The organism is Streptomyces sp. NPDC046925 (assembly GCF_040644915.1).
Lineage (GTDB): Bacteria > Actinomycetota > Actinomycetes > Streptomycetales > Streptomycetaceae > Streptomyces.
The window spans coordinates 47,832-65,828 of the sequence record NZ_JBEYWZ010000016.1; the positions used below are offsets into that span (position 1 = coordinate 47,832).

The 17,997-nt window shown below is 72.4% G+C and carries 17 protein-coding genes; 2 read left to right on the forward strand and 15 right to left on the reverse strand.

The features are described from left to right. Window positions 1–5: 5 nt before the first annotated feature. The 7 genes from ABZ906_RS40075 to ABZ906_RS40105 are packed head-to-tail and all read right to left on the reverse strand — an operon-like array spanning window position 6 to window position 6,194. On the reverse strand, window positions 6–791 hold the full coding sequence (locus ABZ906_RS40075; protein WP_361391244.1) for an SDR family oxidoreductase: 786 nt from the start codon (window positions 789–791) through the stop codon (window positions 6–8). A gap of 19 nt (window positions 792–810) precedes the next feature. Next, complete coding sequence (locus ABZ906_RS40080; RefSeq protein ID WP_361391247.1) at window positions 811–1,569, reverse strand: SDR family oxidoreductase; 759 nt, start codon at window positions 1,567–1,569, stop codon at window positions 811–813. Then, complete coding sequence (locus tag ABZ906_RS40085) at window positions 1,562–2,083, reverse strand: cupin domain-containing protein (RefSeq protein ID WP_361201304.1); 522 nt, start codon at window positions 2,081–2,083, stop codon at window positions 1,562–1,564. The genes ABZ906_RS40080 and ABZ906_RS40085 overlap by 8 nt, the downstream gene beginning before the upstream one ends. A gap of 24 nt (window positions 2,084–2,107) precedes the next feature. Next, on the reverse strand, window positions 2,108–2,917 hold the full coding sequence (locus ABZ906_RS40090) for an alpha/beta hydrolase (RefSeq protein WP_361391250.1): 810 nt from the start codon (window positions 2,915–2,917) through the stop codon (window positions 2,108–2,110). Continuing rightward, the gene (locus ABZ906_RS40095) at window positions 2,914–3,711 is read right to left on the reverse strand and encodes an aspartate dehydrogenase domain-containing protein (RefSeq protein ID WP_361391253.1); all 798 of its coding nucleotides are present in this window, start codon (window positions 3,709–3,711) and stop codon (window positions 2,914–2,916) included. Before ABZ906_RS40095 ends, ABZ906_RS40090 begins: the two co-directional genes overlap by 4 nt. Continuing rightward, window positions 3,708–4,682: a VOC family protein gene (locus tag ABZ906_RS40100; RefSeq protein WP_361391256.1), complete on the reverse strand. Its 975-nt coding sequence runs from the start codon at window positions 4,680–4,682 to the stop codon at window positions 3,708–3,710. The genes ABZ906_RS40095 and ABZ906_RS40100 overlap by 4 nt, the downstream gene beginning before the upstream one ends. Window positions 4,683–4,706: 24 nt before the next feature. Continuing rightward, entirely contained in the window at window positions 4,707–6,194 is a 1,488-nt protein-coding gene (locus tag ABZ906_RS40105) for an aldehyde dehydrogenase family protein (RefSeq protein ID WP_361391259.1), read from the reverse strand. 323 nt (window positions 6,195–6,517) lie between these two features. Between ABZ906_RS40105 and ABZ906_RS40110 the strand changes: the two genes are divergently transcribed. Next, a complete protein-coding gene (locus ABZ906_RS40110) occupies window positions 6,518–7,939 on the forward strand; it encodes an MFS transporter (protein ID WP_361391262.1) in 1,422 nt (473 codons plus the stop codon). Between the two features lie 172 nt (window positions 7,940–8,111). Here ABZ906_RS40110 and ABZ906_RS40115 read toward each other — a convergent pair whose 3' ends face one another. The 8 genes from ABZ906_RS40115 to ABZ906_RS40150 are packed head-to-tail and all read right to left on the reverse strand — an operon-like array spanning window position 8,112 to window position 16,418. Beyond that, on the reverse strand, window positions 8,112–8,903 hold the full coding sequence (locus tag ABZ906_RS40115) for a ferredoxin reductase (protein ID WP_361391265.1): 792 nt from the start codon (window positions 8,901–8,903) through the stop codon (window positions 8,112–8,114). Then, a complete protein-coding gene (locus tag ABZ906_RS40120; protein WP_361196934.1) occupies window positions 8,896–9,507 on the reverse strand; it encodes a sulfite oxidase-like oxidoreductase in 612 nt (203 codons plus the stop codon). The genes ABZ906_RS40115 and ABZ906_RS40120 overlap by 8 nt, the downstream gene beginning before the upstream one ends. Before the next feature lie 20 nt (window positions 9,508–9,527). Further along, entirely contained in the window at window positions 9,528–10,961 is a 1,434-nt protein-coding gene (locus tag ABZ906_RS40125) for an amidohydrolase (RefSeq protein WP_361391268.1), read from the reverse strand. Between the two features lie 32 nt (window positions 10,962–10,993). Further along, a complete protein-coding gene (locus ABZ906_RS40130; protein WP_361391271.1) occupies window positions 10,994–11,776 on the reverse strand; it encodes a nucleoside phosphorylase in 783 nt (260 codons plus the stop codon). After that, window positions 11,773–12,669, reverse strand: a complete 897-nt coding sequence (locus tag ABZ906_RS40135) for an ABC transporter permease (protein ID WP_361391274.1) — start codon at window positions 12,667–12,669, stop codon at window positions 11,773–11,775. The genes ABZ906_RS40130 and ABZ906_RS40135 overlap by 4 nt, the downstream gene beginning before the upstream one ends. Then, window positions 12,666–13,772: an ABC transporter permease gene (locus ABZ906_RS40140; RefSeq protein WP_361391277.1), complete on the reverse strand. Its 1,107-nt coding sequence runs from the start codon at window positions 13,770–13,772 to the stop codon at window positions 12,666–12,668. The genes ABZ906_RS40135 and ABZ906_RS40140 overlap by 4 nt, the downstream gene beginning before the upstream one ends. Beyond that, window positions 13,772–15,364: an ABC transporter ATP-binding protein gene (locus ABZ906_RS40145; protein WP_361391280.1), complete on the reverse strand. Its 1,593-nt coding sequence runs from the start codon at window positions 15,362–15,364 to the stop codon at window positions 13,772–13,774. Before ABZ906_RS40145 ends, ABZ906_RS40140 begins: the two co-directional genes overlap by 1 nt. Then, complete coding sequence (locus tag ABZ906_RS40150) at window positions 15,348–16,418, reverse strand: BMP family ABC transporter substrate-binding protein (RefSeq protein ID WP_361391283.1); 1,071 nt, start codon at window positions 16,416–16,418, stop codon at window positions 15,348–15,350. The genes ABZ906_RS40145 and ABZ906_RS40150 overlap by 17 nt, the downstream gene beginning before the upstream one ends. A 407-nt stretch (window positions 16,419–16,825) precedes the next feature. On the opposite strand from ABZ906_RS40150, the gene mtnA reads away from it, so the two are divergent. Next, window positions 16,826–17,893, forward strand: a complete 1,068-nt coding sequence (mtnA, locus tag ABZ906_RS40155; protein WP_361391286.1) for an S-methyl-5-thioribose-1-phosphate isomerase — start codon at window positions 16,826–16,828, stop codon at window positions 17,891–17,893. Window positions 17,894–17,997: the final 104 nt, after the last annotated feature.

Below are 17,997 nucleotides of genomic sequence, written 5' to 3' on the forward strand. Positions count from 1 at the left end.
GCTCCTCAGAGGATGCCGCGGCCGACGCCGCCGCAGACGTCGATGCTGGTACCGGTGGTGTACGAGGCGCGGGGCGAGAGCAGCGTGACGATCGCGTACGCGACCTCCTCCGCCCGGCCGAGCCGCCCGAGCGCGATGCCGCGGTCGGCCGCAAGCTCGGCCTGCCACTCCTCGTAGCCGAGCCCCGATGCGGCGGCCGCGTGACGGCGCGTCCACTGGCCGGTGTCGATCAGGCCCAGGCAGACGGAGTTGACGCGGATGCCGTCCGGTGCGAGCTCCGTGGCCAGGGATTTGGAGAGGTTGAGGATGCCCGCGCGGGCCGCGCTGGTGGTGATGAGGCGGGGCTCGGGCTGCTTGGCGAGCACCGCGTTGACGTTGACGACGCTCGCCGCGTCCGACGCCGCCAGGTGCGGGCGCGCGGCGTGCAGGGGATGGAGGACACCGGCGAACTTCAGCTCCAGCTCGTCGCGCCAGTCGTCGGCGGTCGAGTCGTCGAGGCCCTTCATGCGGGACTGCCCCGCGTTGTTGACGAGCCCGTCGAGCGAGCCGAAAGTGCCTGCCGCGCGCTCGGTGAACTCCCGTACGGCGTCCGCGTCGCGTACGTCGCACACCCCCGTCAGGAGGCGGTCGCCGCCGCCGAGTCCTGCCGCCGCCTTCGCCAGGCGGTCGGCGTCACGCCCGCAGGTCGCGACGCGCGCGCCCTCGTCGAGCAGGGCGCGGACCGTGGCCAGGCCGACACCCGAGCTGCCGCCGGTGACCAGGACGGTCCGGTCGGAGAGGCCCAGATCCATAACTAGAGGCTCCGTTACGTCAGTTCATGGTGAAGCCGCCGTTGACGGCGATCACCTGTCCGGTCAGATAGCGGGACTCCTCGGAGAGGAGGAAGGAGACGAGCCCGACAAGGTCGTCCGGCTGCTGCGGGCGCGAGATCGCCCGGTTGCCCCGGTACAGCGCATGCCGCTCGGCAGGCACCGCCTCGGTGGCCTCGACCTCGGTGAGTCCGGGCGCCACCGCGTTCGCGGTGATCCCCTTGTCGCCGAGCTCCCGCGCCATCGCCCTGGTCAGGGCGATGACCGCGCCCTTGGACGCGATGTAGTGGGCCAGGCGCGGCGACCCGTACAGGGCCGCGTCCGACGCGATGTTCACGATCCGGCCGGGGGAGCCGAAGAGCGGGTGGAGGGCCTTGGCGACCAGCCACGGGCTGCGGGCGTTGACCGCCATCAGGCGGTCCCACACCGCGACGTCGATGTCCTGGAACTCCTTGCCGCCGACGCCGTCGGCGAGCGCGGCATTGTTGACAAGGCCGTAGAGCGGTCCCAAGTCGCGCACGGACAGGGCGAGTTCGTGCACGGACTCCGGGTCCGCGACATCGCACCGTACGAAGTGCGCGTCCAGGCCCTGCGCACGCAGCTCCGCGGCCGCCTCGCCGCCCCGCACCGCGTCCACCTCGGCGACGACGACCCGGAAGCCGTCCTCGCCCGCCCGGCGGGCCATGGACAGTCCCAGGCCACGGCCCGCGCCGGTGACGACGACGGTGCGGCCGTCGGTCACGGGTGAGGTCTCAGTCACGGGTGACGCCGTGCATCGGCGAGTGCTCGGGGTAGGTCGGGACCTGCGGCTTCTGCGTGCCGATGACGACGCAGAACAGCGCGTCGGTGTCGCCCTCGTTCTTCAGGGAGCGCGCCACGCCTGCCGGGACGACGATCATGTCGCGGTAGCCGAGCGTGCGGTACTCCGCCTCGTCGGCGCCCCGGTGGATGCCGACCTTGACCTGCCCCTCCAGGACGAAGAAGGCCTCCTCGACGTCGTGGTGGGTGTGCTCGGGGCCCTCGGCGCCGGGCGGGAGCAGCATGTTGGAGAAGGTGAAGCCGCCGGAGGGCAGGATGCGGCTGTCGTTCTCGTGGTTGCCGGTCGCGCCGGAGCCGACGTAGCGGATCTGGCCGCGGCGGTACTGCGGGCCCGCCTTCTCCTGGAAGGACAGCGTGCTGAAGTCCGCGACACGGGACTCCTTGGTGGCGATCAGCGAGTCGGTGTACGTGCCGAGGTCGCCGCCGTTGTCGTACTCGGTGGTGGTCAGAGGCATGAGGAAGCTCCTGTTCAGGGGTGTTCAGGGGTGTTCGGGGCCGTTGGGGTGTTCGGGGATGCGGGCGGTGATGCGGAGGTGGGAGAGGACCCAGGCGTTGAAGGCCCCGGGCCGCTCCTGGTTGGCCAGGTGACCGGCGTCCTTGACGATCACGTAGGCGGTCTTGTGCAGGGCGCCGGCGATGGCCTGGGAGGCCTCGACGCCGGTGACCCGGTCCTGGTCGCCGCAGAGGACGAGGGCGGGGGCCGTGATGCCGGGGATCTCGGGGCGCAGATCGGCGGCGGCCATGGACTCGGCGGCGTACGCGTATCCGGGCAGGCGCACGGACGCGGCCATGGTGTCGACGACCCGCCGGACGACCTCAGGGGGCGCGTCCGGCGAGACGAGCCGGGGCCCGCGCCGCTCGGCGAACGCCCGCGGCCCCAGTTCCGCGAGCTCGGCGGCCCGCTGCCGCATGGCGTCGGCCTTGGCGGGGTCGGTGCCGGAGCCGGTGCTGGAGTCCGCGACAATCAGCGAGTCGACGAGTCCGGGGTGCCGTGCCGCGAGCCGCAGGGCGATCACCCCGCCCCACGAGACGCCGAGGACGTGGGCGCTCGTGCCGCGCTCGCGGATGAGACCGGCCGCCGCGTCCGCGAAGCCGTCCAGGTCGAGAGGCCCCTCGGGGTCGGCGGACTTGGCGTACCCGGGTGCGTCCCAGGCCACGACCCTTGCGTACGCGGACAGCTCGGCCAGCTGCGGTGCGAAGGCGGCCGACGAGGAGCCGATGCCGTGCAGGCAGAGCAGCAGCGGCCCGGCGGATCCCGCTTCCTCGACGTGGATGGCGGCGCCGGTCACAGGATCTGCCCTGTCCGGCCCGCGAGCGCCGCGAGGCTGCGCAGGACCGCGTACGGCACGACCTGGCTGGTCGCCGGGTTGACCGGGTCCGGCAGATGCGCGACCTCGAAGCGGTACGAGCCGTGCGCGCCGGACGCCTCGACGACGTGCCGCGTGTGACGGGCGCCGGGATCGGCGACGACCCGGACCCGCACGGCGTCCAGGTCGCCGACGGCGAGGGCGACCGAGGCCGCGACGTTCGTCGACTTGGGGAACTTCACGGGAACGTCGCGGGCGGTCCCGGACATCACCTCGACCGGGCCGGTGGCCGTCCGCATCCGGGACAGCAACTCCTCGCCCATCCAAGGCTGTTCGAGCGTGGAGGGCAGTTTCGTGGTGGTGAGCCGCACCTCGTCCAGCGGCCCGAGCGAACGCACCGCCTGGAGCAGATCGAGCCCGCCGACCGCGCCCCCGGTGAAGTACACCCGGCCGGGTCCCGCGGCCAGGAGCCGTTTGGAGAGCTCCTCGTCGGTGAGGGCGCCGGTCGAGGCGATCAGCAGATCGGTCCCGGAGGCGAGGACGCGCTCGCCCCATTCCCGTACGACTCCCTGTCCCGCCGCCTCCACGATGAGATCGCAGCGCTCCATGGCCTCGTCGAAGGAGACCTGCGGGGCGGGGGCGCTCTCGCCGAGCGGACGGTTGTCGACGAGGCAGGTCAACTCGGCGCCGGTGACGCGGTGTTCGGCGAGCGCGGCGCCGACGACGCGCCCGATGGCACCCCAGCCGACGAGGCCGACCTTGCGTACGGCGCTCATGCCTGGACCTCCGGGGTTGTCGGGCGGGGGCGGGACAGCGGGCCGGGGTCGGGCGTCCCCGCCATGTGGCAGCGGATCTCCTTCGACGGCGGCCCGGCCGTCCCCCACAGGTCGGACAGCTCGGGCACCCGCCGCCAGACGCGCGCGATCCACGCGTCCTCGACGATCTGCGCCACCTCGGAGGTGTATTCGCAGACCAGCCCGGAGGGGTCGGTGAAGTAGGAGAAGGTGTTGTTGCCGGGCCCGTGCCGTCCCGGACCCCACTGCGGGTCGACGCCGTGATGCCGCAGCCGGCCGAGGCCCCGCATGAAGTGGTCGATCGAACTCATCTCGTACGCCACGTGGTTGAGCGAGGCCCACTCGGCCTGATTGAAGGCGATGCAGTGGTGGTCGGCGTTGCAGCGCAGGAACGCCATCTGGTGCTCGGACCAGTCGGAGACGCGAAGGCCGAGTACGTCGCGGTAGAAGGCCACGGAGGCGTCGATGTCCGCCGTGTTGAGCACCGCGTGCGTCACGCCGACCGGTATGGCGCCGTCCCTGCCGCGCGGCGCGACCGCGTGGACCTCCGCGCTGATCTCGATCAGGCGGTGCTCGGGGTCGGTGAAGCGCAGCCCGTAGCCGCCCCCGACCTGGTCGAGCGGTCCTGGCCCGGCCACCGGTGTGATGCCGTGCGCGAGGAGCCTGCGGGCGGCCTCGTCGACCTCGGCGGGCGTGCCCACCGCGAAGGAGATCCTGCCGAGGCCGATCCGGTCGGCACGGGTGAGCTGGAGGGCGTGGTGCTCGGCGCCGGTACCGCGCAGCCAGGCGGCGGCGCCGCGCTCGGACTCGACGGTCTCCAGGCCCCAGACCTCCTGGTAGAAGTCGGCGGCCTCGGTGAAGGAGGGGGTCAGGAGTTCGACGGAGCGCAGGGCGCGAAGCCGGGCGATCGGGGGAGAGGAGGTGCGGTTTCGGGCGGCAGAGGGTGGGGACATGACCTGCTCCAGAGGTACGGGGGTTCAGTTGGCCCAGGGGAGAGGCGCGTCGGAGACGCCCCAGTACAGGGACTTCTGGCGCTGATAGGCGCGGATGCCGTCGCGGCCCTTCTCGCGGCCGAGACCGCTCTCCTTCATGCCGCCGAAGGGCGTGGCGATGCTGAACTGCTTGTAGGTGTTGATCCAGACCGTGCCCGCCTCCACGCGCCGCGCGATCCGCCAGGCGGCCCGGTGGTCGCGGGTCCAGATGCCGCAGGCGAGGCCGTAGACACTGTCGTCGGCCTGCCGTACGAGGTCGTCCTCGTCGTCGAAGGGCAGCGCGACCAGGACGGGACCGAAGATCTCCTCCTGGCAGGTCCGCGAGGAGTTGGGGAGCCCGTCGAGGACGGTGGGCAGGTAGTACGCCCCGTCCTCGTACTCCGCGCCCTGCGGCACGCTCCCGCCGCACCGCACCCGCGCGCCTTCCTCGCGGGCGAGATCGACGTACGCGGCGACGGAGTCCCGGTGCTTGTGGTGGACGAGGGGCGCTACGCGGGTGTCCGGCGATGTGCCGGGCCCGACGCGCAACTTCGCTGTCCGGAGCGCCAGTTCGCCGACGAACTCCTCGTACAGCTCGCGGGCGACGAAGAGCCGTGATCCCGCGATGCAGGACTGTCCGCTGGAGGAGAAGACGCCGAACATCACGCCGGCCAGGGCCTGCTCGACATCGGCGTCGGCGAGGACGACCGTCGGGGACTTGCCGCCCAGTTCGAGCGAGAGGGGCATCAGCTTCTCGGCGGCCGCGTGCGCGAGCGTCCGGCCCGTGCTCGTGCCGCCGGTGAAGGTGACCTTCCCGACGCGCGGATCGCGGACGATCGCGTCGCCGACGATGCTGCCGCGCCCGGTGAGCACGGACAACAGCCCGGTGGGCAGGCCGTGTTCGGCCAGGGCGCGGGTGATGAGGCGGCCGAGTGCGAGCGACACGAGCGGGGTCCACTCGGCGGGCTTGAGCAGGACCGCGTTGCCGCCCGCGAGCGCCGGGGCGATCTTCTGGGCGTCGCTGGCCACGGGGGAGTTCCAGGGGTTGATCGCGCCGACGACGCCGATCGGTTCGTACACGCTCATCGTCACGTAGTCGCCGCGCGAGGGCGTGATCGCTTCCTCGGCGGTCTCCAGGGCGGCGGCCGTGTATCGGAAGGTGGCCGCCGCGCTGCCCACCAGGGCGCGGGTCTCGGCGAGCGCCTTGCCCGTGTCGGCTGTCTGCAGGTCCGCGAGGTCGTCCGCGGACTCCTCGATCAGCTCGGCGACGCGGTGCAGGAGCAGGGCGCGCCGGTGGGGCAGGAGGCCGCGCCAGCGCGGGTCGGCGGCCGCTTTCGCCGCTCCCCGTGCCGCTTCGGCGACCTCGTCGGGGGAGACCGCGTGGACGGAGGCGAGGACGCGGCCCGTGGCCGGGTCGACGGTGTCGGCCGGGGCGCCCGCGCCGCGTCGCCACTCACCCGCGATGAGTGCTTCGTCGGCTGGGATGCGGAGCATGGGGGCCTCCTGGCGGAACGGGGCGGGGTCGAACAGAACCTGACCGCACGGGACTTGAAGGGCTTGACGCACGGCGGACGCTGAACGTTCTTCGGTAAGCGCTAGAAATCTAAGGGCTTAAATATCTGGAGCGCAAGACCCACCCGTCGACGGACTTCGAGGATTTCCCCTGTGCAGGCTCTTGACGTGCTCCGGTGTCGGGGCGGTACAACTTAAGCGCTTAGAAACTTTGCGCTTACTCGCTTCTTGGCTTGAGTTTCCCCAGACTCCGTGGCCGTCGCGTTCCCCCGCTCACCCCGCCCCCTCAGCAGCGGAGTTCCCGCATGACGATCGACGCATCCCCGGACCGAGCGGTCCGGGCCGCCATTGCCGCCCGCTTCGAACGGCTCCCCTTGTGCCGCTGGCACGTCACCGTCCGGCTCATCGTGGGCGCGGTCACCTTCTTCGAGGCCTTCGACCAGCTCCTGATCGCCTACGCCCTGCCCGAACTGCGCCACGAATGGGACCTCAGCACCTCCGCCGCGACGCTGCTTTTGACCGTCGGCTCGATCGGCATGCTGATCGGTGCGCTGCTCTCCGGGCGCCTCGCGGACCGGATCGGCCGGGTCAAGGTCATCGCCCTGTGCGTGGCGCTGTCCAGCGTCGCCAACCTCGCCCTGTCCGTCTCCACGTCCCCCGACGCCTTCATGGCCCTGCGGTTCGTCCAGGGCCTCGCGATCGGGGGCGAGGTGCCGGTGGCGGCGACCTTCATCGCCGAGATCACCCGCAGCCACCAGCGCGGCCGGTTCGTCCTCCTGTACGAGCTGGTGTTCCCGGCGGGCCTCACGGTGGGCGCGCTTGTCGCGGCCTGGGTGGTGCCGATCCTGGGCTGGCGCTGGATGTACGCACTCGCCGCGCTGCCCGGGCTGCTCTGCATCCTCGTGCAGCGCAAGGTGCCCGAGTCGCCTCGGTGGCTCGCGGATCACGGCAGGGCCGAGGAGGCGGGCGTGGTGATGGACGGGATCGAGAGGGAGGTCGAGCGGATCACGGGGAAGCCGTTGCCGCCTGTTTCCGCGGTGCCTTCAGAGGCGGTGCCCGTTGTCGCTCCGGGGGAGGCCGCTCTAGGGGAGGCCGTTCCCGAGGAGGCCGCCTCCGGGCTGCGCGGCTTGTTCGCCGGGCGCTATCGGCGTCGGACGCTGGTGATCGGCGTGCTCTGGTTCACCGGCTACTTCGTCAACTACGGCATCACGTCCTGGCTCCCGACGATCTACCAGAACCGCTACGACCTCTCCCTCTCCGACGCCCTTCTCTACTCCACGGTCACGTCCTGCGCGGGGCTCATCGGCTGCCTCGTGGCCGCGCTCACGGTCGACGGGCTCGGGCGGCGGAAGGTCATCGCGGGATGCCTGGGGGGTGCGGCGCTGATGCTGGTGGCGCTTGCGGCCGTCGGCGCGGATACGCCGGTTCAGGTCCTGGTGTGGACCTCGCTGGCTGCGGTCTTCTTCTTCGGCTCCAACATCTGCCTGTACCTCTACACGCCGGAGCTCTTTCCCACGCGGATGCGGGCGCTGGGGAGCAGCCTCGGGGGTGCGATGAACCGGCTCGGGGTGATTCTCGGGCCGATCGTGGTGGGGGTCGTCTATGCGGGCGGGAACGTCTCTACCGTGTTCGTGATGTTGGGGGCGGTTGCGCTGGTGGGGTGTGTGGTGGCCGCGGTGGGCGCGGAGGAGACTGCCGGGCGGCGGCTGGAGGAGGTCTCGCCGTAGGAGCTTTCTCCCCAACCCCGCCCCTTCCCGAAAACCCGCTCGGCGCAGGGGCCTTATACGTGCCGTTATCACCGGCTTCGCCGAGTTCGTCCTCAAACGCCGGACGGGCTGGAAGCATCCGGCCGGGCTGGATACTTCCAGCCCGGCCGGCGTTCGTGGCCTTTTGGCCGGGCTACCCGAACCGCTCGATGCGGATGCGATCCACAGGCTGGCCCCCGGCCACCAGCAGGCGCGACGCGTGCTCGGCGAAGCCGTTCGAGCCGCAGATGTACGCCTCCCAGCCCCCCTCGGGCTGCCCGGCGCCGAGGAACGGCGCCAGGTGCTCGGCGCTGAGCCGGCCCTCCGTGCGGGTGAGGACGACCGTGGTCTCGTCCCCGTACTCACCCGCGTAGATCAGATCCTCCGGCGTCCGCGCCGAGACGAGAAGCCGCAACGGCACCGGCCGCCCCGCCCCCCGCCAGTGCCGGAGCATCGACATCAGCGGAACCACGCCGGAGCCCGCCCCGAGGAGCAGCGCGGGGCGGTCGCCGGGCCACGCGAAGAACCCGGACAGCGGCCCCCGCACCTCCACCACGTCACCGACGCGGGCGACCGTGTGCAGATGCCCGGAGACCTCGCCGCCCGGCACATGGTCCAGGGTCAGCTCGATCTCGCCGCGCTCGGCGGCATCGACCGGGGCGGAGGCGAGCGAGTAGTGGCGCTGGGCCACATACCCGTCCGGCGCCGTGAGGCGCAGCATCACGTGCTGGCCCGGCAGATGTCCCTGCCAGTCGGACACCCTCAGACGGAACGTGGAGACGGTTCCGGCGGCGTTGTCCCGGCGGACCTCCACCACGGTCGCCCGCTGCCAGACGGAAGCCGCGCGATTGCTCACCGCGATCCGCCCCGGCACGGCGAACCGCGTCGGGGGCACAAAGGTGTCCGCGGAGGTGTCTGCGAAGGTGTCGGTCACGGACTCAGTCACCGGAGTAACGCTCCTCACGCCAGGGGTTTCCCCGGTGGTGATAGCCGTTCTGCTCCCAGAAGCCGGGCTCGTCGTGGTCAAGGAGCCGCAGCCCCGCCACCCACTTCGCGCTCTTCCAGAAGTAGAGGTGGGGGACGATCAGGCGGGCCGGGCCGCCGTGCTCGGGGGGAAGCGGCCCGTCCCCGTACTCCCAGACGATCCACGCCTTCCCGTCCGTCACGTCGGACAGCGGGAGGCTCGTGGTGTACCCCGTGTGCGAGTACGCGACGACGTGCGTGGCCTGCGGACGCGGCCCGGCCGCGGCCAGGAACGCGTCCAGGCTCGCCCCGCCGAAGCGCACCCCGAACTTGGACCAGCTGGTCACGCAGTGGATGTCGCCGCGGTACTCCGACGCGGGCAGCGCGTGCGCCTCGTCCCACGTCCAGGTGTGCGGCGACGTGACGAGGCCGTCCACGCGGAACGTCCACTCCGCCGCCGTGAGCTCGGGCGTCACCTCGGCGGACAGGACGGGCCAGCCGTCCGCCGCGTCGTACTGCCCGGGAGGCAGCCGGGGGTCGCGGTCGGCGGCGCGGGCGCGGCCGGTGAAGCCGCGGGTGGGTTCGATGGTCACTTCGTGCTCGGTGGTCATACGGTGCTTGCCACTTCGGAGGTGCTGTCGGTGCTGTCGGTGCTTGAGGTGCTTGCGGTGTCTGGTTCCGCTTCCGCTGCGCGGGCGCTCGGCGCCGCGGAGGCCGCCGCGTCCCGCAGGGCTCGCAGCGCTCGCTGCTCGTCCAGTGTCTCCAGCGTACGGTCCCGCATCAGGACCCGGCCGTCGACGACCGTGTCCCTGACGTCGGACGCCGCCGCCGCGTACGCCAGCATCGACCAGGGGTCGTGCCGCGGCGTGAGGTGGGGGCGCGAGAGGTCGAGGACGATCAGGTCGGCGCGCTTGCCGGGCTCCAGGGAGCCCAGCTGGTCGCCGAGGCCCAGCGCCCGCGCGGATTCGATGGTCGCCATCCGCACGGCCTGCTCGGCGCCGACCGCCGTCGGATCGCCGCCCGCCTTGTGCACGAGGGCGGCGAGCTTCACCGCGCCGAGGAGGTCCAGAGTGTTGGAACTCACCGCGCCGTCCGTGCCCAGACCCACCGTGACGCCCGCCTCCAGGAGGTCGGGGACGCGGGCTATGCCGCAGCCCAGCTTCAGGTTCGACACCGGGCAGTGCGCGATCGCCGTGCCGGTGCGGGCGACGGCCTCGATCTCCGCGTCCGTGAGATCGACCGCGTGCGCGAGCAGCGTGTCCGGGCCGAGCATGCCCAGCGAGTCCAGCAGCTCCACGGGGCGCATGCCGTGCTGCTCGGTGACCATCTCCACCTCGCCCGCGTTCTCGGCGGCGTGGATGTGCAGCAGGGCGCCGTGCTCGCGGGCGAGCGCGCTGATCGCCGTCAGCTGCTCGGGACCCAGGGTGTACGCCGAGTGCGCGAAGATCACCGGGCGGGTGCCCGGCGCCGGGGTGCGGGCGGCCAGATCCGCCGCCGCCCAGCCGAGCCGGTCGGCGTAGGGGCGGCCGTCCGGCGGGCCCGGTACGTCCATGAACGTGGGGCCCGTCAGGAGGCGCCACCCCGCGTCGCGGGCCACCGCCTCGGCCGCCTCGTGGAACCAGTACATGTCGAGCGCCGCCGTGACCCCGCCCCGTACGGACTCGGCGATCGCGCCCTGGATGCCCGCCGTCACCGTCCGGGGCGAGAGCCCCTGCGCCTCCGCCGGGATCACCCTGGCCAGGAAGCCCTGGAGCGTGACGTCGTCGGCGATCCCGCGGAACAGGGTCATCGCCAGGTGCGTGTGCGTGTTGATCAGGCCGGGCAGGACCAGACAGCCGCGCGCGTCCAGCTCGTCGGCGGCGGTGTAGACGGCGCGCAGCCGCTCGGCCGGGCCGACCTCGACGATCCGGCCGTCGCGTACGGCGACGGCACCGCCGGTCACGACCGTGCCCGACGCGTCGACGGTGAGGACGTCGCCGCCGTGGACCAGGAGGTCTATGGAGCCGCCCCGGTCCTGGGCGGGCAGGTCAGTGGGGTGCATCGGTTCGGTTCTCCGTCGGTTCGGGGTGCGGCTCAGTGCTCCGTGGCGGCCAGCAGGCGCAGGGCGTCCAAGGCTATCCGGGCGCCCCGGTCGACTCCCTCGGCGACCACGTCGCGGTGGGGGTTGTAGCCTCCGGTGGCTTCCTCGTCGACGAGTTCGTCCGCGTTGGCGCCGTCGACGACCAGGGCGCCGCCCGCCGTGAGGCCGTGCGTGGACGCGAAGACGTACAGCGCCGACAGCTCCATCTCGATGGCCGCGATCCCGGCGGCCGCGTACGCCTCGCCGGGCAGCGGCAGGAAGCCCGGCTGGAACGCGGCCCGCGTCCACACCACACCGCGGTGGTACGGGGCGTCGGCCGCGCGCGCCGCACGCTGGAGCGCGATGACCGCCTCCGGGGTCGCGAACGCCGGGTACTCGGCGGGGATCAGCTGCTGGGTCACGCCGTCGTCGCGTACCGCCGCGTCCGCGATGACCAGGTCGCCGTCGCGGATGCCGGGGCGGATCGCGCCCGCCGTGCCGAGCCGCACGATGGTCGTGACGCCCGCCTCGGCGAGCTCCTGGAAGAGGAGGATCGCGCCGGGGGCGCCGACGCCGTGCGAGGCGACGACCACGGGGGTGCCCTGCCAGGTGCCGGTGAAGGTGCGGTACTCGCGGTGGTACGACACCTCCTTCGCGTCGTCGAGCAGATCGGCGAGGGCGGTGGCGCGCGCCGGGTCGCCGACGACCACCGCGCGGGTGGGCAGGCCGGTGCGGGGGACGCGGGTGATGGGCAGCGCGTCGGAGAGCGTCTCGATGGTGCTTGGGTCGGTCGTCATGAAGGTGTTCCTACCAGGGGCTGCTTGCGGCGGCGCCTGCGCGCCGTGGACAGGAAGAGGGCGGCCAGGGTCACCACGTACGGGGCGGCGTCGGTCGCCTGCTGCGGCATGCCGAGCCCCTGGAGGCGGAAGCCGACGGCCTCCGCGATGCCGAAGAGCAGCCCGGCGAGCAGGACGCCGAGCGGCAGGGCACGGCCCAGCATCACGGCCACCACGGCGATCCAACCACGCCCGGCGGTCATGTTCTCGGAGAACAACGTGACGTTGCCGAGCGCGAGTTGGGCCCCCGCGAGACCGCACAGGACGCCGGAGGCGAGGACGGCGGCGTACTGGTACTTGGCCGGGCTCACGCCCAACGTCGCCGCCGCGTCGGGTGCTTCGCCCACGCCGCGCAGCCGAAGGCCCCACGGGTGGCGGGCCAGGAACACCGCCGCCACGGCGACCGCGGCCCACGAGAGATAGACGAGAGCAGAGTGCCCGGACAGCGCCGCTCCGACGAACGGCACGTCGATGCCGTCGAGCCCCGCCAACTCCGGGTCGGAGAAGGTCCCCTGCACGCCGAAGACCGTACGGAGAAGGAACCCCGTCAGGCCGACCGCGAGGAGGTTGAGCGCGACGCCGAGCACGACGGCGTCGCCGCGCAGCGAGATCGTCCCGACGGCCAGGATCATCGAGTACGCAGCCGACGCGAGGGCGGCGAAGACCACACCGAGCCAGGCGCTCCCGGTGAACCAGCTGCCCGCGACGCCGCTGAAGCAGCCGATCAGCATCATGCCTTCGAGGCCGATGTTGAAGACGCCCGCACGCTCGCAGATCGCGCCGCCGAGCGCGGCGAGGAGGATCGGGGTGAGGGCGAGGAGCGCGGAGTGGAACAGCGCGGAGTCGATGCTCATCGCACGCTCACTTCCTTCGTGTCGGCGGGCGACTCGGCGGGCGATGCGGCGGCCTTCTTCTTCGCCCGCCGCCATGTCAGGTCGAGCCGGGCCGCGAGGAAGACGATGACCACGGCCTGGAGGACCTGCGTCAGCTCGCGCGGCACCTCGGTGGTCCGCTCCATGGCGAGCCCGCCCACTTCGAGCGCCGCGAAGAACAGGGCGGCCAGGGCCGTCCCGATCGGTGCGGCGGCGGCCAGGAGCGCGGCCGTCAGGCCGGTCCAGGTGTGCCCGGCCGCGGTGAGCGAACCGTCGATGAAGCGGTAGGGGAAGCTGAGGACGCCGATGGCGCCGACCAGGCCCGCGACGGCCCCGGAGAGTGCCATGAGCCGCAGCGTGAGCCGCGGCCTGTCGACACCCGCGTAGGCGGCGAAGCGCGGATTGAGACCCGTCATGCGGATCTCGTAGCCGGTGGCGGTACGGGCGTCGGCGAAGACGAAGATGGCAGCCGCGACGGCCACCAGGAGCAGCCCGACGGTGACGGTCGACGAGCCGAACGCGGGCAGCTCGACGCCGTCCGGCAGCCGCTCGGTCTGCGGCAGGCTCGACCCTTCCTCCTTGAGCGGGAAGCGCGCGAGGTAGGAGGCGAAGGACATCGCCGGATAGCCGAGCAGCAGGCTGCTGACCAGCAGCGGCACACCGAACCGGTTCTGGCAGACGGCGGCGAGCGCGGCATAGGCGGCGCCGGCCGCCATCCCCGCGAGCAGCGCGGCCACGACGGTCAGCGGCGCGGGCAGCGGAGAGTAGAGGCCGGTGGCGGCCGCGGCGATCCCGCCCAGCACCAGCTGCCCGTCCCCGCCGAGGTTGAGCAGCCCCGCCCGCATGGGGATCGCGAGCGCGACGGCGAGGCCGATGATGCCGGTCCCCGTGGTGAGCGTGGACCCGATGCCGTCGGGCCCGAGCGCACCGCTGACCACGGACCCGTACGCCCCGACGGGATCGGCGCCGGTCCCGAGGAGGAAGAGCGCACCGACGAGGACGGCGGCGACAACGGAATGCAGCGCGGGCGCACGCAGCACACGCGCGCCGATCGACCCCGCTGAGCCGGGGATACCAGGAGCCATCAGGGGGCCTCCTTCACGGGGGAGGGCTGATCGCTCACGGCGGCGGGGGCGACGTCGTCGTCGGGCGTGGCGCCCGCCATGGCGAGGCCGAGGGTGCGTTCGTCCGCGGACTCGCGAGTGAGCTCAGCGGCCACGCGGCCCTCGTACATCACGAGGACACGGTCCGAGAGGCCGCGGATCTCGCTCAGTTCGGCGGAGACCATGAGGATCGCGTGGCCCGCGTCGCGGTGGGCGATCAGCTGGTCGTGGATCGTCTGGATGGCGCCGATGTCGACGCCACGGGTGGGCTGCTCGACGATCAGCAGGGGTGATTCATGGGCGAGTTCGCGGCCGATCACCAGCTTCTGGAGGTTGCCGCCCGACAGCGAGCCCGCCGTGTGGCGGGACGAGGCCGCCTTGATCCCGAAGCGTTCGATCAGGCCGCGCGCGTGCTCGCGCAGCCAGGACGGACGCAGCAGTCCGTGCCCCCGGTGATGGCCCATCGCCAGGTTCTCGGCGATCGTCGCCGCCGGGGCCGTACCGACCGCCACGCGGTCCTCGGGGACGTACGCGAGACCCGCCGCGCGGCGCCCCGCGGCTGACGCGTCCGTGATGTCCTGCCCGGTGAGCGTGACCCGCCCGGATGAGATCGGACGCAACCCGGCGATCGCCTCGACGAGTTCGCTCTGGCCGTTGCCCGCCACTCCCGCGATGCCGACGATCTCGCCCGCCCGGACGGAGAGCGAGACCTCGCGCACCGCGTCCGTCGACAGGGAATCGACCGTGAGGACATCGCCGCCCGGCGTGCCCGGCGGATGCACGCGGTCCAGCTCCACCGCACGCCCCGTCATCGCCGCGGCGATCCCGTCCGCGCTGGTCTCCGCCGTCCGCATCCGCGCCGCGACCCGGCCGTCCCGCAGGACCGTCACCGCGTCGCTGCCCTCCATCACCTCACGCAGCTTGTGGGTGACGAGCAGGACCGTACGGCCGTCGTCCGCGAGGGAGCGCAGGACGCCGAACAGGCCGTCGGCCTCCGCCGGGGTCAGGACGGCCGTCGGCTCGTCGAGGATCAGCGTACGAGCGCCGCGGTAGAGGAGCTTGAGGATCTCCACGCGCTGGCGCACGCCCACCGGCAGGTCCCCGACCTTCGCCGCCGGGTCCACGGCGAGCCCGTGCTCCTTTGCGAGCGCGCCCACCCGCCGCAGGGCCTCGCGCCGGTCCGTCAGACCGAAGCGCCGGGGCTCGGCGGCGTACACGACGTTCTCGGCGACCGTGAACGACGGGAAGAGCTTGAAGCTCTGGTGCACCATGCCGAGTCCGGCCGCGATCGCCTCGCTCGGGTTCGCGAACACCACCTCGCGCCCGTCTAGCAGGATCTGCCCGGCGTCGGGCCGCTGGAGCCCGTAGAGCACGGACATCAGGGTCGACTTGCCCGCGCCGTTCTCGCCCATCAGGGCGTGGATCTCACCGCGCGCGACGGTCAGATCGACGCGGTCGTTGGCGAGGGTGCCGGGAAACTCCTTGGTGATGCCGCGCAGTTCGACGGCGGGGGAGCCGGCGCCGGAGCCCGTGCCGGAACCGGAGCCGGTGCCGGGATCAGGCCGCGGGGTCATTGACCTTCAGCTTCCCGGCGACGATGTCGTCCCGCAGCTCCTCGACGCGCTTCAGCACGTCCTTGTGGTCCGCGATCAGGCACTTGGAGTCCGCGACGCCGGGTTCGAGGCCGGTCAGCGACATGCCGCCCTCCTTGAGGCCGTACGACACCGTGGTGCCGCCCTTGCCCTTCAGGATCTGCGCGATGCCCTTCTCCACGGCGACATCGGTCTTCTTCAGCACGTTGTCGACGACGACGCCCGGGCTGCCGACGCACTGGTTCGCGTCGACGCCGTACGCCTGGAAGCCCTTGGCCTTCGCGGCCTGGAAGACACCGGTGTTGCCGCCCGCGGCGGCCGCCATCACCTGGTCGGCCCCGCCGGAACCGAGCGTCGCCGCCTGGTCCTTGGCGCGGGCCGCGTCATTGAACGGGGACTGCCCGCCGACGAAGAGCGTGCGGGACTTGACCCCCGCCTCCACCTTCCTCGCACCGGCCGCGAACGGCTCGCTGTAGCGGCGGAACTGCGGGGTGTCGAGGACGTCGACGGCGCCCACCTTCTTGCTCTTGGTGAGCAGCCCGGCCTCCGCGCCCGCGAGGTACACCGCCTCGTGCTCGCGGAAGACCGCACAGGTCACGTTCTCGTACGTCTTCTTCGTGCACGCGTCGACGAGCAGGAACTGCTGCTCGGGGTGCGCCTCGGCCTGCTGGGCCGCGATGTCGGCGAACTCGAAACCGACGAGCGCGATGACATCGGGCGCGGAGTCCACGGCCGACTGCACGTTCTGCTGCCGCGACGACGTGTCGCTGCTCTGGAAGACCTTCGGGGCCCCGGCGCCCTGCGCCTTCGCGGCCGACTTCACCCCGCTGACGGCCAGCTTGAGGAACTCGTTCTGGGCGACCGGATCGGGCGTGACGAGCGTGAACGCCTTGTCGCCCCCGCCCCCGGCGCCGTCCGAACCGTCCTTCTTCGCGGCGGCGTTGCAGCCGGTGGCGAGAAGCGCGGCGCCGACGGCGAGCGAGGACAGCCGAAGGGACGTACGACGGGACACACGAAGAGACCTGTACGGGGACATGGACATACGGGAGCGCCTTCTCGAAGGAGCCTGGGAGCCCAGGCGGTGGCAGGGAGATCGGTCGGACGTGCGGAGCAAAACCGCTCAGCGACAACAGCGACAGCTACGGAGACAGCGGCAGCTACGCAGACAGCGGCACATTCGGCGGCCGTCGGTCACGGCGCGGGTCACGGCGTCGGTCCCGCTGTCGGTCACGGCGGGGCAGCTCATGGAGCCAGCGGTCCGCTGGGATTTCATGGCCGTCCTCCTCGTCCCGTGGGTCGATCCGTCCCGGGTGGCGGTGAGGGTAACACCGGATTTCGGACAGCCGCACGAACGTCTCGAAATATGGTTCGAGCACGTCAGGTACGGTGTCGACACCCCTCCCCGCATGGCCACAAACGCCCTATTTCCCCGGAGTTGAGCACATGAGCAGCCAGGACCTGCGCGCGGTCACCTGGACGGCGGCCACGGAGGGCGACGGCACGCCGTCCCTCTCCCTCATCGACCAGACCGCGCTCCCGCACGCTCTGGAGCGCCTCGACGTCACCACCGTCGACCAGCTGATCGACGCGATCGTGCGTCTGGTGGTCCGCGGCGCACCGGCCATCGGCGCGGCGGGCGGTTACGGCGTCGCGCTCGCCATGTCGCAGGGCGCGCGCGAGGGCTGGGGCCGGGCACGCCTCGACGCGGAGGTCGCCAGGGTGCGTGCGGCGCGGCCCACCGCCGTGAACCTGATGGTGTGCGTGGACCGGGTCGCCCTGCTCATCGACGCGGGTCCCGCCGCGGTGCTCGCGGAGGCGGACGCGATCGTGCGCGAGGACCTGGAGGCGAACCACGCGATGGGCGCGTTCGGTGCCGACTGGCTCCAGAAGCGGATCGCCGTCTCCGGCTCCGGGGACCGCCCGCTGCGGATCCTCACCCACTGCAACACGGGTGCGCTCGCCACGGCGGGGTGGGGGACGGCGCTCGGCGTCATCCGTGAACTGCACGGCCGGGGCCGTCTGGAGACGGTCTACGCCGACGAGACCCGCCCGCTGCTCCAGGGCGCGCGGCTCACGGCGTGGGAGCTGGCGCAGGAGGGGATACCGCACTTCGTCCAGGCGGACGGGGCGGCAGCGGGCACGATCCTGCGGGGCGAGGTGGACGCGGCGATCGTCGGGGCCGACCGGATCGCGGCGAACGGCGACACGGCGAACAAGGTGGGGACGGTGGGGATAGCGCTGGCGTGCGCGTACGCGGGCATCCCGTTCATGGTCGCCGCCCCCACGACGACGGTCGACCTCGCCACGGCGACGGGCGCCGACATCCACATCGAACTGCGGGGCGAGGCGGAGATCCTGGAATGGGCAGGCGTCCGCACCGCTCCGGCGGCCTCGCGGGGCCACAACCCCGCCTTCGACGTAACACCGGCTTCCCTGGTGACGGCACTGGTGACGGAGCGGGGCGTGCTTGAGGTGGGGGCGGGGGAGACGCCGGCGGACGGGCTGAGCTGAGGGCGGGGCTCCGCCCGCTTAAGGGATTCAGCCCGTCCGGCGTTTGAGGACGAACTCGGCGGAGCCGGTGATTGCGGCACGCACCAGGCCCTCGCGCCGAGCGA

Bases quoted from the DNA above. Each gene is read 5' to 3' on its own strand.
- ABZ906_RS40075 (WP_361391244.1), bottom strand. From the start codon at position 791: ATGGATCTGGGCCTCTCCGACCGGACCGTCCTGGTCACCGGCGGCAGC.
- ABZ906_RS40085 (WP_361201304.1), bottom strand. From the start codon at position 2,083: ATGCCTCTGACCACCACCGAGTACGACAACGGCGGCGACCTCGGCACG.
- ABZ906_RS40095 (WP_361391253.1), bottom strand. From the start codon at position 3,711: ATGAGCGCCGTACGCAAGGTCGGCCTCGTCGGCTGGGGTGCCATCGGG.
- ABZ906_RS40100 (WP_361391256.1), bottom strand. From the start codon at position 4,682: ATGTCCCCACCCTCTGCCGCCCGAAACCGCACCTCCTCTCCCCCGATC.
- ABZ906_RS40105 (WP_361391259.1), bottom strand. From the start codon at position 6,194: ATGCTCCGCATCCCAGCCGACGAAGCACTCATCGCGGGTGAGTGGCGA.
- ABZ906_RS40110 (WP_361391262.1), top strand. From the start codon at position 6,518: ATGACGATCGACGCATCCCCGGACCGAGCGGTCCGGGCCGCCATTGCC.
- ABZ906_RS40125 (WP_361391268.1), bottom strand. From the start codon at position 10,961: ATGCACCCCACTGACCTGCCCGCCCAGGACCGGGGCGGCTCCATAGAC.
- ABZ906_RS40130 (WP_361391271.1), bottom strand. From the start codon at position 11,776: ATGACGACCGACCCAAGCACCATCGAGACGCTCTCCGACGCGCTGCCC.
- ABZ906_RS40135 (WP_361391274.1), bottom strand. From the start codon at position 12,669: ATGAGCATCGACTCCGCGCTGTTCCACTCCGCGCTCCTCGCCCTCACC.
- ABZ906_RS40140 (WP_361391277.1), bottom strand. From the start codon at position 13,772: ATGGCTCCTGGTATCCCCGGCTCAGCGGGGTCGATCGGCGCGCGTGTG.
- ABZ906_RS40145 (WP_361391280.1), bottom strand. From the start codon at position 15,364: ATGACCCCGCGGCCTGATCCCGGCACCGGCTCCGGTTCCGGCACGGGC.
- ABZ906_RS40150 (WP_361391283.1), bottom strand. From the start codon at position 16,418: ATGTCCCCGTACAGGTCTCTTCGTGTGTCCCGTCGTACGTCCCTTCGG.
- mtnA (WP_361391286.1), top strand. From the start codon at position 16,826: ATGAGCAGCCAGGACCTGCGCGCGGTCACCTGGACGGCGGCCACGGAG.